Origin of the sequence: Limnobaculum zhutongyuii, from assembly GCF_004295645.1 — a bacterium.
Classification (GTDB): domain Bacteria; phylum Pseudomonadota; class Gammaproteobacteria; order Enterobacterales; family Enterobacteriaceae; genus Limnobaculum; species Limnobaculum zhutongyuii.
Genome location: NZ_CP034752.1, coordinates 493,627 through 509,358, shown reverse-complemented (window position 1 = coordinate 509,358; position 15,732 = coordinate 493,627). Strand labels below are relative to the sequence as shown.

16 protein-coding genes are annotated in these 15,732 nt (G+C 43.9%); 7 read left to right on the top strand and 9 right to left on the bottom strand.

The window, feature by feature from the left end; all coding sequences use genetic code 11:
• Positions 1-293 precede the first annotated feature (293 nt).
• Positions 294-1,730: a serine-type D-Ala-D-Ala carboxypeptidase gene (dacB, locus tag EKN56_RS01890; protein ID WP_130590256.1), complete on the top strand. Its 1,437-nt coding sequence runs from the start codon at positions 294-296 to the stop codon at positions 1,728-1,730.
• A gap of 61 nt (positions 1,731-1,791) precedes the next feature.
• Here the strand turns inward: dacB and amyA are convergent, their stop codons facing one another.
• The 5 genes from amyA to rplU form a co-directional block, all read right to left on the bottom strand.
• The gene (amyA, locus tag EKN56_RS01885; protein ID WP_130590255.1) at positions 1,792-3,282 is read right to left on the bottom strand and encodes an alpha-amylase; all 1,491 of its coding nucleotides are present in this window, start codon (positions 3,280-3,282) and stop codon (positions 1,792-1,794) included.
• A gap of 147 nt (positions 3,283-3,429) precedes the next feature.
• Positions 3,430-4,608, bottom strand: coding sequence for an Obg family GTPase CgtA (gene cgtA / locus EKN56_RS01880; protein ID WP_130590254.1), 1,179 nt, complete (start codon positions 4,606-4,608; stop codon positions 3,430-3,432).
• Between the two features lie 86 nt (positions 4,609-4,694).
• Positions 4,695-5,657, bottom strand: a complete 963-nt coding sequence (locus EKN56_RS01875) for a DMT family transporter (protein WP_130590253.1) — start codon at positions 5,655-5,657, stop codon at positions 4,695-4,697.
• A gap of 203 nt (positions 5,658-5,860) precedes the next feature.
• Positions 5,861-6,118, bottom strand: coding sequence for a 50S ribosomal protein L27 (rpmA, locus tag EKN56_RS01870; RefSeq protein ID WP_108901277.1), 258 nt, complete (start codon positions 6,116-6,118; stop codon positions 5,861-5,863).
• A gap of 19 nt (positions 6,119-6,137) precedes the next feature.
• Positions 6,138-6,449, bottom strand: coding sequence for a 50S ribosomal protein L21 (rplU, locus tag EKN56_RS01865; RefSeq protein WP_130590252.1), 312 nt, complete (start codon positions 6,447-6,449; stop codon positions 6,138-6,140).
• A gap of 274 nt (positions 6,450-6,723) precedes the next feature.
• On the opposite strand from rplU, the gene ispB reads away from it, so the two are divergent.
• A complete protein-coding gene (gene ispB / locus EKN56_RS01860; RefSeq protein WP_130590251.1) occupies positions 6,724-7,695 on the top strand; it encodes an octaprenyl diphosphate synthase in 972 nt (323 codons plus the stop codon).
• 57 nt (positions 7,696-7,752) lie between these two features.
• Here the strand turns inward: ispB and EKN56_RS01855 are convergent, their stop codons facing one another.
• Both EKN56_RS01855 and EKN56_RS01850 read right to left on the bottom strand, forming a co-directional pair.
• The gene (locus tag EKN56_RS01855; protein WP_130590250.1) at positions 7,753-8,127 is read right to left on the bottom strand and encodes a DNA-binding protein; all 375 of its coding nucleotides are present in this window, start codon (positions 8,125-8,127) and stop codon (positions 7,753-7,755) included.
• A gap of 28 nt (positions 8,128-8,155) precedes the next feature.
• The gene (locus tag EKN56_RS01850) at positions 8,156-8,536 is read right to left on the bottom strand and encodes a DNA-binding protein (protein ID WP_130590249.1); all 381 of its coding nucleotides are present in this window, start codon (positions 8,534-8,536) and stop codon (positions 8,156-8,158) included.
• A gap of 609 nt (positions 8,537-9,145) precedes the next feature.
• Between EKN56_RS01850 and EKN56_RS01845 the strand changes: the two genes are divergently transcribed.
• Entirely contained in the window at positions 9,146-9,403 is a 258-nt protein-coding gene (locus EKN56_RS01845) for a helix-turn-helix domain-containing protein (RefSeq protein WP_130590248.1), read from the top strand.
• Positions 9,404-9,487: 84 nt separating this feature from the next.
• Here the strand turns inward: EKN56_RS01845 and mdh are convergent, their stop codons facing one another.
• Positions 9,488-10,426, bottom strand: coding sequence for a malate dehydrogenase (mdh, locus tag EKN56_RS01840; protein ID WP_130590247.1), 939 nt, complete (start codon positions 10,424-10,426; stop codon positions 9,488-9,490).
• 288 nt (positions 10,427-10,714) lie between these two features.
• On the opposite strand from mdh, the gene argR reads away from it, so the two are divergent.
• Entirely contained in the window at positions 10,715-11,185 is a 471-nt protein-coding gene (gene argR / locus EKN56_RS01835) for a transcriptional regulator ArgR (RefSeq protein WP_108901271.1), read from the top strand.
• A 57-nt stretch (positions 11,186-11,242) separates the two neighbouring features.
• Here argR and mpl read toward each other — a convergent pair whose 3' ends face one another.
• The gene (gene mpl, locus EKN56_RS01830; protein ID WP_130590246.1) at positions 11,243-12,616 is read right to left on the bottom strand and encodes a UDP-N-acetylmuramate:L-alanyl-gamma-D-glutamyl-meso-diaminopimelate ligase; all 1,374 of its coding nucleotides are present in this window, start codon (positions 12,614-12,616) and stop codon (positions 11,243-11,245) included.
• 171 nt (positions 12,617-12,787) lie between these two features.
• Between mpl and fbp the strand changes: the two genes are divergently transcribed.
• The 3 genes from fbp to ppa all read left to right on the top strand — a co-directional run bounded on the left by fbp (position 12,788) and on the right by ppa (position 15,678).
• Positions 12,788-13,792 (top strand): class 1 fructose-bisphosphatase, encoded by a 1,005-nt coding sequence (gene fbp / locus EKN56_RS01825; RefSeq protein WP_130590245.1) that lies wholly within the window; start codon positions 12,788-12,790, stop codon positions 13,790-13,792.
• A gap of 199 nt (positions 13,793-13,991) precedes the next feature.
• Positions 13,992-14,738: a sulfite exporter TauE/SafE family protein gene (locus EKN56_RS01820; protein WP_130590244.1), complete on the top strand. Its 747-nt coding sequence runs from the start codon at positions 13,992-13,994 to the stop codon at positions 14,736-14,738.
• Between the two features lie 412 nt (positions 14,739-15,150).
• Positions 15,151-15,678: an inorganic diphosphatase gene (gene ppa / locus EKN56_RS01815; protein ID WP_108901268.1), complete on the top strand. Its 528-nt coding sequence runs from the start codon at positions 15,151-15,153 to the stop codon at positions 15,676-15,678.
• The last annotated feature ends 54 nt before the right edge of the window (positions 15,679-15,732 follow it).

Genomic DNA, 15,732 nt, shown 5'->3' with positions numbered 1-15,732 from the left:
CACTGCTTTTATAAGCAAAAAGCGCCCGGTCCGGTATAACTTCGCCAGACCAAACGAGATGTCATAGATAAATACTATTTTACCTTAGAGTTGCATTGGGGTCATCGTTTACTTTTATTTCACCTCTGGCCATCGATAAACCAGCGATAACAACAAGGGTATAAATTAGCCGCTCAAATGATGATACACTACCCATTAAACAGACGTTTGCCCTGAGCGTATTACTGATTTATTGATATCAAACGGCGTTGGGTAATCATTTTTTCATGCAGAAAAGCAGGTCATTTTTCACTATGCGCTTATTGAAAGTTTTCAGCGGAATTGCCTGTTCACTGGTTATTACTGGTGCACAAGCCACTCAAATAGAACAGTACACTCAATTATTACCTGAAGGTGCCAATCTTTCATTAATGGTACAGAAAGTTGGGGCATCAACACCGTCTATCGATTATCAGGACAAACAGCTAACCTTACCGGCCAGTACACAAAAAGTCGTTACTGCGCTGGCGGCTCTGTTACAGTTGGGCGCCGATTATCGTTTTACAACCACGATTGAAGGCTCTGGTTCTGTCAATAATGGCGTATTAAATGGTGATTTAATTGTTCGTTTTAGTGGCGATCCTACCCTGAAAAGCCAGCAAGTACGCTCGATGATTCAATCGCTAAAACAGCAAGGGATCCGTCAGGTATCAGGTAGTCTGGTCATTGATACTTCTGTATTTGCCAGTCATGACAAAGCGCCCGGATGGTCATGGAATGATATGACCCAGTGTTTCAGCGCACCGCCATCAGCTGCGATTATTGATAAAAACTGCTTCTCCGTAGCATTACAAACCTCCAAACAGGAAGGTGGTACAGCTACGGTGCAGGTGGCATCTTACTTCCCGGTACAGGTCAGTAGTCAGGTGCGTTCTTATTCAAGAAACTCCCCAAATGCTCGCTTTTGCGAGTTTGACGTGACTGCTGGTGAGAACTTGCGCTATACCCTGACTGGCTGCCTGACCCAGCAGGATAAGCCGATAACGCTGTCATTCGCCGTTCAGGATGGTAATGCGTATGCGGCTCAAATCGTGAAAAATGAGCTGAGACAGGCAGGTATTCAAATTGGCAATGCGATTCGCTATCAAACCACTCGCACTGGCTCAGGTAAAGTATTAGTCCAAAATCAGTCTGCCCCTCTGCATGACCTGTTAAAAGTAATGTTGAAAAGTTCAGACAATATGATTGCTGATACCGTTTTCCGCACAATGGGTAATAAACAATACGACTTACCGGGAACCTGGCGTTCAGGCTCCAGCGCCGTTCGTTTGATATTGCGTCAACAAGCTGGCATTGATATTGGCAACACGGTGATTGCGGATGGCTCTGGTTTATCACGCCATAACCTGATTTCTGCAGACACTATGATGCAAATTTTGCAGTACATTGCCCGCAACGATAGCCAGCTGGATTTTATCTCTATGTTACCTACCGCCGGTCAGGATGGAACACTGCGCGCGCGCAGCGGTTTTAAAGATGCAGGTTTGGAAGGTAAAGTTTCTGCTAAAACAGGCGCATTACAGGGCGTATATAATCTGGCCGGATTTATGACGACCGCCAGCGGAGAGAGAGTGGCGTTTGTTCAATTCCTTTCCAGCTATGCCGTGTCACCACAAGATCGCTCTGGCCGTAAAGCCACGCTGGCAAACTTTGAAAGTACGCTATACCGGGATCTGTACAACAGCAATTAACTGATTCGTTGATAATACTAACCCATCTGCTTGATACACAAGCAGATGGGTTTCTTCAGTTTTATTCCAGAAACTCTTCTAACACCCAAACGCTAACACTGCTGGCATTAACCGGAAAGGTTCCCTTTCCCTGCTCATCCGTTATCACGGTATCCTGACGAATACCGAGATAATCACGATATTGTTTATTGGCTAATCCCTCACCCAGTTCGATTAACTTGCTGTTTTCTGCATCATTCGACAACACGACGACACAACCCGGTTCTTCCGCCGTTCCTTCCCGAACAAATGCAATACAGTTTGGAGAGTCAAAATAATCAGTCTGCTGACCATTAGCAAAGCGTTGACGGGCACCAATTAGCAGAGGAAGCTCACGGATGGCTGGCATATCAACCCGGCACATTTTTCCATCATGCCCCTTATCACGGTAGCTGGCACCAAACAGATCGGGATAGAAAATACAGGGAACACCCTGCTCTCGCAGTAAAATTAATGAATAGGCTAATGGTTTAAACCATGGATCAACCGGCGTTTCTAACGCTTGTAAAGGCTGGGTATCATGATTAGCAACCAAAGTAACTGAATGTTCCGCATCAGCTTCAGTTAACGTCTCAACAAAGATCTTACTGAGATCGAACTCTTTACCTTGTTGTGATGCATGATGAAAATTGAGATGTAATGGGGCATCGAACAACATCAGTTTATCGTCAACCAATTCCAGATAATTCTGTAATATCGCCAGATCGTGAGACCAGTACTCCGCCACGGTAAATAAATCGCGCTGAACCGTACCACGCGCATGATCGAGCCACTGCTTAAAAAACCATGCCGGGATATGTTTAACTGCATCCAACCGAAAACCATCGCTGGGAACCGTTTCCATCAACCAGGTAACCCAGCGTTTAAGCTCCTCCATTACCGCTGGATTACGGAACTCAATATTGGCCCCCATCAGATAGTCATAATTCCCATTTTCACTGTCGACTTCATCAACCCATCCATCGTCAGTGTAATCATTAACAATTTTGAAGATCCCTTCTTCTCTGGGTTCATCAAGATAATCCACACCGTTAAAACTGTGGTAGTCCCATACGTATTCTGAATAAGTATTTTTTCTACCAGGAAATGTAAAACGGGTATAGGCCTTCGCCTCAATAACTTCATCAGAGATAATATTTCGATCGTCAGGATCAACCCGGGAAACTTTTATCAGTTCAGTTTCATCAGCCCCGATTTTATGGTTTAGCACCACATCCAGATACACTTCCAGACCATTTTCTTTCAGCGTATTAACTGCTTTAAGTAGCCCTTCTTTATCGCCATATTTGGTTGCCCGGCTGCCCTTTTGTTCAAACTCACCTAAGTCGAACAGGTCATAACTGTCATAACCAACCGAGTAACCACCAGAAGCGCCCTTATAAGGTGGTGGCAACCATACGGCGGTAATGCCCATCTCCGCCAGCTCTGGTGCTCGCTGCGTAGCTTCTGGCCACAATTTGCCGCCATCCGGATAATACCAGTGGAAAAACTGTAATAAGGTCGCTTTCTTCATGGTGTTTCGATTCCCCGATTTATAAAGGTACGGCCAAATCATAGAATCGATTTAGCAAATAGCTGTTTAAACCATAGACAATTTTAGTTCAGATGTAAAAAAGGCTACCGTATCAGGTAGCCTTTTATGGTTTTGGTATGGGCCTAATCAACGCTCATAGACGATTTCAACACCATCATCATCTTCTTCGTCCCAATCGTCGTCATCCCAGTCTTCCTCATCAACATGTGGTTCTGGTTCTTCCAATTGAGTACGATGATAGTCATCCCACATGAATTCGACTTTTTCTGGAGATTTCTCTTCAATCGCCATCGTTTTAGGGTGCGCGTTCAGGAATGACATGACATCCCAGCAAAGTGCTGTAGTGCCTTCACGATTCGCAGCAGAGATCAGATAATATTTACCTTCCCAGCCTAATGCATCGGCAATGGTTTTTGCTCTTTGCTGTGCTTCTTCTTCGTCAACCAGATCCACTTTATTGAACACTAGCCAACGAGGCTTATCCGCCAGATTTTCACTGTATTGATTCAGTTCATTCACAATAACGTGAGCATTTTCTACCGGATCTGACTCATCAATTGGTGCAATATCGATCAGGTGTAACAATACCCGACAGCGCTCAAGGTGCTTAAGGAAGCGAATTCCTAAGCCAGCACCATCAGAAGCACCTTCAATCAAACCGGGAATATCCGCTACAACAAAGCTCTGTTCGCTGTCCATACGCACTACGCCCAAACTAGGTACCAGTGTGGTAAATGGATAATCAGCGACTTTAGGCTTGGCAGCTGAAACCGCACGAATAAACGTCGATTTACCGGCATTCGGTAGCCCTAACATACCTACGTCAGCTAACAGCAGTAGCTCCAGTAACAGTTCGCGCTTATCACCGGGTGTACCACTGGTTTTTTGACGTGGAGTACGGTTAACCGAAGATTTAAAGCGCAGGTTGCCCAAACCGTGGAAACCACCTTTGGCTACCATCAATTTTTGCCCATGACGCGTTAAATCACCTAATACTTCACCCGTTCCCTGATCCAGAATACGTGTACCGACAGGCACCTTAATGGTGATATCAGAACCTCTACGACCAGTACAAGCTTTGCTTTGACCATTTTGCCCGCGTTCGGCACGGAATGATTTTTCAAAACGATAGTCAATCAGTGTGTTCAGGTTTTCATCAGCAATCATGAAAACGTCGCCGCCGTCGCCGCCGTCGCCGCCGTCCGGCCCGCCTTTAGGAATATATTTTTCGCGGCGGAAACTGACACAACCATTACCACCATCGCCTGCTTCAACGCGAATGACGGCTTCATCAACGAATTTCATTCACTGTCTCCGTAATTTATCTGTTTGGCTTACCCACACACTTTTCTGCCAACAAGCCTTAGCATGTCTGATGCATAAAAAATGTATTATTTCAGGGGTAAACCGGTGTTTTTCTCTGACCGCCGGGGAAATAATCGATGACCCGCAGCGGAAAACATGGCGCCCATTACCACAATGAATGCGCCGCTATATCCAAGTATATTTAGCACGGTGCTGGAGAACATCTCCGGCCACATCAACGCTAATAAATCAGAAAATAATAAAGTAAACAGCGGTGTCAGGGTGATCAATGCGCTCACCTGAGCCACTTGCCAGCGCGCCATGGCTTCGCCCAGCGCACCGTAAGCAACCAGCGTGTTTAAACCACAAAAGGCTAAACAGGCAAGTTGCCAGCTATTCAGTTGATAAACCTCCGACGGATCCGCCAACGGAGTCACAAAAATAGTGCTCAACACATAGAGTAAAAACAGGATTTGAGAGGCTGAGAGCCTACGCTGCAATACCTTCTGCGCTACGCCATAACTCACCCAAACCAGAGATGCACATACGCCTAATAAAACACCTCGGGTGTAATCCGTCAGGCGAGTAAAAATCTCGATCAGGTTCGTATTAAAAAACAGTATTAAGCCCACAATCAGCATCACGGCACCGATAATTTGAGTGACCCGCATATTCTCTTTAAGAATAAGTACGCTGGCAAACAACATTCCCACCGGGGAAAGTTGCCCTATGACCTGCGAAGCCGTTGGACTCAGATACTGTAAGGCCGAGCTAAAAAAAACAAAGTTAGCCGCCAGTCCTACCGCAGCAACAAGCAGCAATATCAACCAACGAGGCCGCCGAAATAGACCTAAACGAGGCAACTTACGCTGCATCACTAATATTAAGCCTAATCCAAGAGCTGAAATTAGAAAGCGATACCATACCAACGTATAAGGCGTCATCACCGGAAGAACTTGTTTCATCGCGATAGGCACCACACCCCATAACACGGCGGTGATCAGGGCAAACGTTATGCCTAATGCCATACTTTGCTTAACTTGCGACATTTCTTTCCGGAAGCTCCAGAGCAGCGCTTCTGCTCTTAACTGTATCTAACTGATGAACGTTTGATATTTTATCAGGTATGGCGCTTGAGCTAACCAAACCTTCGCCTGCGACTTTATATAGTCCCTATAAAGTAACACATTTTGAAAATAAAAAGCCCCGCAATAATCATTGCAGGGCCTGGATCTATTTGGCTATCGGAAAATTATTCAGCAACGATGCTTATAAATTTACGATTTTTTGGGCCTTTTACTTCAAATTTGACTTTACCGTCAATTAAAGCAAACAGGGTGTGGTCGCGACCACAACCAACATTGGTACCAGCGTGGAATTTAGTACCACGTTGACGAACCAGAATGTTACCTGCCAGAATTGATTCACCGCCGAAACGCTTTACGCCCAGACGTTTACTTTCAGAATCGCGGCCATTTCGTGAGGAACCGCCAGCCTTTTTATGTGCCATTTATCCGCTCTCCTAAACCTTAAGCGCTGATACCAGTGATTTTAACATCAGTAAACCACTGACGGTGGCCCTGCTGCTTACGGTAGTGTTTACGACGACGGAACTTAACGATTTTAACTTTATCGCCACGACCGTGCGCCACAACTTCTGCTTTAATTTTGCTGCCGTCTACAAATGGAACGCCGATTTTAACGTCGTCACCATTAGCAATCATCATCACCTGATCAAACTCAATAGTTTCACCAGTTGCGATGTCCAGCTTTTCCAAGCGAACAGTTTGACCTTCGCTTACTCGGTGTTGTTTACCACCACTTTGGAAAACCGCGTACATATTAACTCCGCATTTCCGCACACTCACTTCCAGCTAAATATAGTGTTATTAGAGTGCGCTATAAAATATTCACAATAGGGCGCGAATTCTACGCAAAAAACTTACCGTTTACAAGCTCAGAATAAGAGAAGAATCAGAAGAAAATAAATAAGCACTTTTAATGGCATTCATCTATGCTATTTTTCGAGTACAATCATCCCCCGACCCTGCGTTCATTTTGCTGCGCTAGTGGATGGCTCTTACTATCAAAATCATAATATTATAATTTGACGCTATGAATATTGAAAAAATCACCCAGTTAGCAGAAAAGGACATGGCGGCAGTTAATGCCGCAATACTTGCTCAGTTAGATTCCGATGTTGTGTTGATCAATCAGTTGGGGCATTACATCATCAGCGGTGGTGGGAAACGCATTCGCCCTATGATTGCCGTTCTCTCTGCCCGTGCACTGGGATACCAAGGGGATGGGCACATTACTTCCGCGGCTCTAATCGAGTTCATTCATACCGCAACGTTACTGCATGATGACGTGGTTGATGAATCGGATCTTCGCAGAGGAAAGGCCACGGCTAATGCTGCATTTGGCAATGCTGCCAGCGTATTAGTCGGCGATTTCATCTACACCCGCTCTTTTCAAATGATGACCAGCCTGGGTTCATTAGAAATTTTAAAACTGATGTCATCGGCGACTAACGTTATTGCCGAAGGCGAAGTTATGCAGCTTATGAACTGTAACGATCCTGATATTACCGAAGAAAACTATATGCAGGTGATTTACAGCAAAACGGCACGACTCTTTGAGGCTGCCGCACAAGCTTCAGCGATACTTGCAAGCGCAACGCCAGTACAGGAAAAAGCATTGCAGGATTATGGTCGTTATATTGGTACCGCATTCCAACTGATCGATGATCTGCTGGATTACAGCGCTGATGGTTCAAAACTGGGTAAAAATCTGGGAGATGACCTGAACGAAGGCAAACCAACATTACCGTTGCTTCATGCTATGCGTAATGGCTCAGCTGAAAGCTCAGCTCAAATTCGTGAAGCTATTGAACAAGGAAATGGACGCCATTTACTGGAATCTGTACTTGAGACCATGAATCAATGCGGTTCATTAACTTATACCCAGCAGCGTGCAGAAGAAGAAGCCGCTAAAGCAATTGCTGCACTATCCTGTTTGCCAGATACACCTTATAAAACAGCATTAGAATCGCTGGCTCGACTGTCTGTACACAGAGACACCTAGATTCTCTACTTTACTATGCTCGATTATTCACAGAGCTGATTTAACCTGACGGTCATATCAGCTCTGTGAAGCATCATCACTGCCATCATCCCAATTAACTTTCGCCATTAACCCGGCAATACCCTGCCTCATAATCAGAGAAATAATCTTCTCTCGCTCTGCTTCTGTTAATTGGTGAAACGCACTTATCCAGATGGATAATGAATCATTACCAATAGCATCAAACTGCACTCCATTCTCTCTGGCCTGTAATGCAATTTGAACCTTTTCAGGAATACTATTGATATGATATTCCAAAGCCTTCCCCTGAACACCCGTGCGTTTACGGCTTTCCCACTTCTCCCGATGGGCTTTTTGATTGATGCCCTGAATGGTGCCGGGTAATCCAGCAACGCCAGTCAATTCTCTGGTCGAAAACCATTCTTTTTTCATTGCACCACCCGATATCAAAAGTGCTAAATCAGCAAACTTCTTCTACTTCAGCAGGCTCAACGGTAAACATATTAACCTTATCCATTAATCCTGAAATACCATGACGAACGATTAAAGAAATAATTCTTTCTCGTTCGGTTGCCGTCAGTTGATTGTATGCAGTGACCCAAATGGCAAAAGGATCATTAACCATCGCGCTATACTTTGCCCCTTCTTCATGGCTGCGAAGTACGATCCTGACTTTATCCGGAATGCTATCAATGTGGTATTCAAGAGCCTTACCCTGTACGCCAGTGCGTTTGCGACTTTTCCATTGCTCACGACGTGCTTTTTGATTAATTCCCTGAATGGTTGAGGGTAGCCCAGCTATTCCAGTTAACTCACTTGTTGAAAACCATTCTTTTTTCATAAAACACCATCCCTTTATTCCAATATTCCTACTGGTTCCAGTTACTTCTTACTCTCCTGAAAAAACAAACAATAAAGAAGTAAACAAATCCATATCTCTGATAATTCTCAATCAGAGTATATAAACAAGTAAGTAGTTTATGTTAGTTGATTAAATAAAAGAATAGTTTATTTATCACAGATGCCCTGTCTTTTAATACAGGGAAATGCGTTGCAATAGTGCATCCTATGTGTTGCGTTGTTTTTTATAATCAATTGATAAAAAACAACATTTAAATGTAAAACAGTATTTTACCAATATTTATTGGTGTAAATAGCATATTAATGTTATTTAAAAACAATTTAATTGATTCAATAAATTATTTTTAATAAACAAGTTAAGAAAACAAAAAAAATATTCAATTTAATTTTGTTAAAAAACAAGTCACTAAATCATACAAACCGCAGACCATAATAAAAGCCACCCTATTCAATAAAAATAAATCATTTGAATTATATTAAGAAATTTATTGATATAAATTTTACTAAAAAATCAATATGGTCAATAAATATTGTGTTATCTATCACTTATAAACAACAAGTTTGTACTGACTTTAAAAGGAGATATTAAATGATTTCAAGGAAAGAAGATTGGCATTCTGCAGATATCATTGCCGCCTTACGTAAAAGAGGTACCACATTAGCCGCTTTATCACGCCAATCTGGTTTAAGTTCATCGACATTAGCCAATGCACTTGTTCGTCCATGGCCCAAGGGAGAAAGGATTATTGCGGAAGCTCTGGAAAAACACCCTTCTGAAATTTGGCCCAGTCGATACTTAAAGATACAAAACAATCGATTGCATTCAGGTGAACAGCAGCACACCTGACAGTAATAAAAATGACATTAAATGAAAAACCGCTACCGAAATAACTTCGATAGCGGTTCGATGTAACTTAGTTCTGAGAAAAAATTATCCCTGAATGAATTTTTCACCCAGTTCAATATCTTTGTGCAGTACATCCAGCATCGAATCCAGCGCTTTTTGCTCAAATGCGCTTAATGTACCGATCTCTTTTCTGCTCTCAATACCGTTCTTGCCTAATACCAATGGCTGTGCGAAGAAGCGTGCGTACTTGCCATCACCCTCGACATAAGCACATTCAACAACGCCTTGCTCACCCTGTAATCCGCGCAGCAGTGACAGAGCAAAACGAGCGGCGGCTTGTCCCATTGACAGCGTTGCCGATCCACCACCAGCTTTAGCTTCAACCACTTCGGTACCGGCGTTTTGGATACGTTTAGTCAGTGATTCTATTTCAGCATCGGTAAAGCTTACGCCAGAGATCTGTGATAACAGAGGCAGAATAGTTACCCCAGAGTGACCACCAATAACGGGAACTTCCACATCGCCAGGTAACTTACCTTTCAGATCTGCGACGAAAGTATTAGAACGAATAATGTCCAGAGTAGTGATACCGAACAGTTTATTTTTGTCATAGACACCCGCTTTCTTCAATACTTCTGCCGCGATAGCAACAGTGGTATTGACTGGGTTGGTAATGATACCAATACAGGCTTTTGGACATACCTGAGCTACCTGCTCAATCAGATTACGCACAATACCCGCATTAATATTGAATAAATCAGAGCGATCCATACCTGGTTTACGTGCAACACCTGCAGAAATTAAAACAATATCAGCACCTTGTAGAGCTGGTTTTGCATCTTCACCGCTAAAACCGGTGACTTTAACTGCTGTAGGAATATGACTTAAATCAACAGCAACCCCCGGAGTAACCGGTGCGATATCATAGAGAGATAACTCAGAATTCGCAGGAAGTTGCGTTTTCAGTAACAGGGCTAAAGCCTGACCAATTCCACCGGCTGCGCCAAGAACTGTAATTTTCATTCATTACTCCTTTTGTTTTTGCTTATTTTGATGTGTAACTAAAATGCAACATCAAGCTTAGAGGATCGTGAGCATAATCACCAATCCTTAGATTTAAGATTGAGATATGCTGCAAAGAATAATTAATTAAAAACATTTTGGTCACATAAATCGGGAATTAAAATCATTTTGGTCGTGAGAATCAGCAGTTAAATACATTTTAATCACAACAATACGTAAAGACTTTTGAGTACTTGACCATTTTTATTCATAATACCAGTATTGTTATCCAACTATCGACGGTGCAAGATGCGAAGCCCAACAAAACAAGATGATTTGGTGAAGGCGTTTAAAGCGCTGTTAAAAGAAGAAAAACTCAGTTCTCAGGGCGAAATTGTTCAGGCTTTACAGGATGAAGGCTTTGAGAATATTAATCAGTCTAAAGTCTCCCGAATGCTAACCAAATTTGGCGCAGTACGAATTCGTAACGCTAAAATGGAGATGGTGTACTGCCTGCCAACTGAGCTGGGCGTGCCTACTGCAACCAGCCCGCTAAAAAACCTGATTCTGGATATTGATTACAACGATGCTCTGGTGGTGATCCGCACCAGTCCCGGAGCCGCGCAGCTTCTGGCACGATTACTCGATTCAATCGGTAAATCAGAAGGGATTCTCGGTACTATTGCTGGTGATGACACGATTTTTACTACCCCGGCCAGAGGGTTTAGCGTAGAACAGCTTTACGAAGCCATTCTCGATTTGTTTGAGCAGGAACTCTGATTCCGCTCAAAAAATAAAGGCCTTCCAAAGAAGGCCTTTTTTATACATCAAACCAAGCTACTGGGTATCTTTCTGCTTTTGTTTTAGCCCGGCTAACAGCTTATCGTGAATACCACCAAAGCCGCCGTTACTCATGACCAGAATGTTATCTCCCGGCTGAGCGCTGCGAACAATCATATCTACCAGAGTATCCAAATCACCAGACCAGTGAGCGGGCTGAATACAGGCATCGGTTACATCAGACACCTGCCAGGGAAGATTTGCCGGCTGCAACAAGAAGACTTCATCCGCCCGACCAAATGCCGGAGCCAGTTCATCTTTGCTCACGCCCATCTTCATCGTATTTGAGCGTGGTTCTAACACCGCCAGAATACGAGCAGTTCCGCCAACTTTACTGCGTAGAGCCGTCAGCGTAGCCAGAATGGCCGTTGGGTGGTGAGCAAAATCATCATAAACGGTAACGCCATTAACCTCGCCGCGTAATTCCAGACGACGACGAGCATTAATGAAGTCATTCAGCGCACGGCAAGCGTCCTGAGGTTGAACACCAACATGACGAGCCGCAGCGATAGCCATCAGACCATTTTGCATATTGTGTTCACCAACCAGCGACCAGTTAACTTCACCTACCACCTCGCCATTTAACAGCACCTGATAATGACTTGCATCAGCCGTGAGCTTATTTGCTGCCCATGCTTGTCCTTCACCGGTGGTTTCTAATTCACTCCAGCACCCCATATTAATCACGTGCTTTAAGTTCAGATCGTTTTCTGGCAGTAAAATCTTGCCTTGTCCCGGCACTAAACGCACCAAATGGTGGAACTGTTTCTGGATTGCGCGTAAATCTTCGAAGATATCCGCATGATCAAACTCAAGGTTGTTCAGTACCAGCGTGCGTGGGCAGTAATGAACAAATTTGGAACGCTTATCAAAAAAGGCGCTGTCATATTCATCGGCTTCAATCACAAAAAATGGACTGTCGCCCAGACGAGCAGAGACATCGAAATTTCCCGGCACGCCGCCGATAACAAAACCGGGCTTATAGCCACAGCTTTCTAAAATCCAGGTCGCCATACCAGCGGTAGTCGTTTTACCGTGAGTACCGGCAATGGCCACCACCCAACGGTCGCGCAATACATTGTCATGTAACCACTGAGGTCCGGAAGTGTATGGAATACCCTCTTCCAACACCGTTTCAACGCAAGGATTGCCACGCCCCATGGCATTACCAATAATAACCAGGTCAGGACGAGGATTAAGCTGCGATGGAGAATATCCCTGAATGAGGTCGATACCCTGTTTTTCTAACAGCGTACTCATCGGTGGATAAACGTTAGCATCAGAGCCGGTGACCTGATGTCCGAGGGCACGGGCCAACATGGCAATACCGCCCATGAAAGTGCCACAAATACCAAGAATATGAATATGCATTATATTTCCAGTTTTTGGTGTATCGAGTTAGCTCTCATTCTAACGCCTCAGGTTAGTTATAAGAAGGGGAATAACCTATCAATTTCTTTAACCTTTAGTTAAAATTTCCCCACACATAACACGGATGGCATACCATCGCCATTATACCTTCGGTTGACTCAGGAATCGTTCATGAAAACGTTAGGCGAATTTATCGTCGAGAAGCAACAAGACTTCCCTCACGCTACAGGCGAACTTACTTCACTGCTTTCAGCAATTAAACTAGGCGCCAAAATCATTCACCGTGACATTAACAAAGCGGGCCTGGTTGATATTCTGGGAACAAACGGCGTATCGAACGTACAGGGCGAAGCGCAGATGAAGCTTGATCTGTATGCCAACGAAAAGCTTAAAGCCGCATTAATCGCTCGTGGCGAAGTGGCAGGAATTGCCTCCGAAGAAGAAGATGACATTGTTGTTTTTGAAGGCGAGCGCGCCACTCATGCAAAATATGTTGTCTTAATGGACCCATTGGATGGTTCTTCAAATATCGATGTAAACGTCTCTGTCGGTACCATTTTCTCTATCTACCGTCGCATTACGCCAATCGGTCAACCTATCACTGAAGCTGATTTTTTACAGCCAGGTAACCGTCAGGTTGCTGCAGGTTATGTAGTTTATGGTTCATCAACCATGCTGGTGTATACCACTGGTGTTGGTGTACATGCCTTTACCTACGACTCTTCTATTGGGGTGTTCTGCCTGTCCCATGAAAAAGTTCGTTTCCCAACCAAAGGAAGCATGTACTCCATTAACGAGGGCAACTACATCAAGTTCCCATTAGGCGTTAAGAAATACCTCAAATTCTGTCAGGAACAGGATGAATCTACCGGTCGTCCTTATACCTCCCGGTATATTGGTTCTCTGGTAGCTGACTTTCACCGCAACCTGCTGAAGGGCGGAATTTACCTCTACCCAAGCACCGCATCACATCCAAAAGGCAAACTTCGTTTACTGTACGAATGCAACCCGATGGCTTTTCTGGCGGAACAGGCCGGTGGTCGCGCCAGCGACGGGTTCAGACGTATTCTGGACATTGAGCCTGAAGAGCTTCACCAGCGTATGCCGCTATTTATCGGCACTGAGTCCATGGTTAAAGATGCTGAACGCTTTATGCATAACTACCCGGATGAGTAATGTTTCTCGTCTATAGATAAACAGATGTTAGAAAGGGCAGATATTTCTGCCCTTTTTTATTTATTGCCATTACACAAGAAATTTGATCAATACGACAAATTTTAACATTTAAAATCATATTTATTAACATATTCAAGAATCATCGTCATTTAACGATTAAGATATCAGTATCAATCCTATCATCATTAAAGAGGATGCCATGTTAGAACACCTTCAGTGGATCGATCTGATCGTCATTGGCGTTGGACTAACCATAGCCTATATCATATTCGGCATTACCGGTTTTGGTACTGCTCTGATTGCCAGTCCGTTACTGGCCTTCTTTATTCCGGTAGATAAAATCGTTCCTCTGTTAGCCCTGCTGGATTGCTCTGCTGCTATCACCAATGTCATGCGTGACAGAAAAAGTGCCGTGATGAGTGAAATTAAACGGCTGGTTCCTTTAATGATTATCGGTAGCCTGCTGGGAGCAGCCATTTTGCTCTATACCAATCCGGACAACTTACTGATCTATCTGGCGATATTTGTTATTGCTTATGCGCTTTACTCCCTGAGCGGTTTTAAACCTAATACGCAATTTACTGTCAAAGCTTCAGTACCATTTGGTTTCATTGGCGGTATTTTCAGCGCCCTGTTTGGCAGCGGCGGATTTATTTATGCCATTTACCTGTCAGGACGGATTTCTGATAAGAATGATATTCGGGTTACTCAAAGCACGTTGATTGGACTAAGCACTTTCACTCGCATCCTGATATTTCTGGCTGCTGGCGTCTATACTGACTGGTCATTCCTTTCTATGGCATTGGCCCTGTTCCCCGCCATGATTATTGGCGTATTTATTGGCCGCCGCATCACGCTGGCACTTTCCAGAGAAAGCTTTCTACGTATCATTAATCTAGTGATTCTGGTTTCAGGTATCAGTTTGCTGATTCGTGCGGTTATTTAATGATGAGTATAAAAATTGGCGGGTTATCATTGTTTACATTTATAAAACATTTATAATAATTCTGGTTTACAATTCTCTGAGGCTGGGTAATGAATAACATCATCAATAAAAGCATTGTCGCGCTGATTTCTATCTGTGCATTATCCGGTATCGGTGGTGTGGCGCTTGCAGGTCTGATTATCTATACCCACTCCATTTCCTGATAGCACCACTTCGTTTCTGACACCAGAGAGTAATTGTACTCTGGCTGCTTCCTCGTTTGTATAAATCCCCTGCCCGCAATGTTTTAACTTATCTGTTTGATTACTCTTTAATTAAAAGCAATCTTGTCAAAAATTGAAGATTCCGCTCCAGAGTCGGCTATAATAGGCGCCAACTGTAACCAACTTTATTTGAGTAAAAGGAAATAGAGATGAGCCTTAATTTAGTCCCGGCAGGAAAAGACCTTCCGGAAGATATCTATGTTGTTATTGAAATCCCAGCCAATGCCGATCCAATCAAATACGAAGTAGACAAAGAGACTGGTGCTATTTTTGTTGACCGTTTTATGTCAACCGCCATGTTCTACCCGTGCAACTATGGCTACATTAACCACACATTATCTTTGGATGGGGATCCGGTTGACGTTTTAGTCCCAACGCCTTATCCACTGCTGCCAGGCTCTGTTATCCGTTGCCGTCCGGTTGGCGTACTGAAGATGACCGATGAGTCAGGCGAAGACGCGAAGTTAGTTGCCGTTCCTCACACTAAGCTAAGCAAAGAATACGATCACATCAAAGATGTTAACGATTTACCTGAGCTGCTGCGTGCACAAATCACTCACTTCTTTGAACACTATAAAGATTTAGAAAAAGGCAAATGGGTGAAAGTTGACGGTTGGGATAACGCCGCCGCCGCTAAAGCTGAAATCATGGCCTCTTTCGAACGCGCTAAGAAGTAATTTCGCTGTTGATGATCGTAAAAAGAGCGCTAATTAGCGCTCTTTTTTATGGTG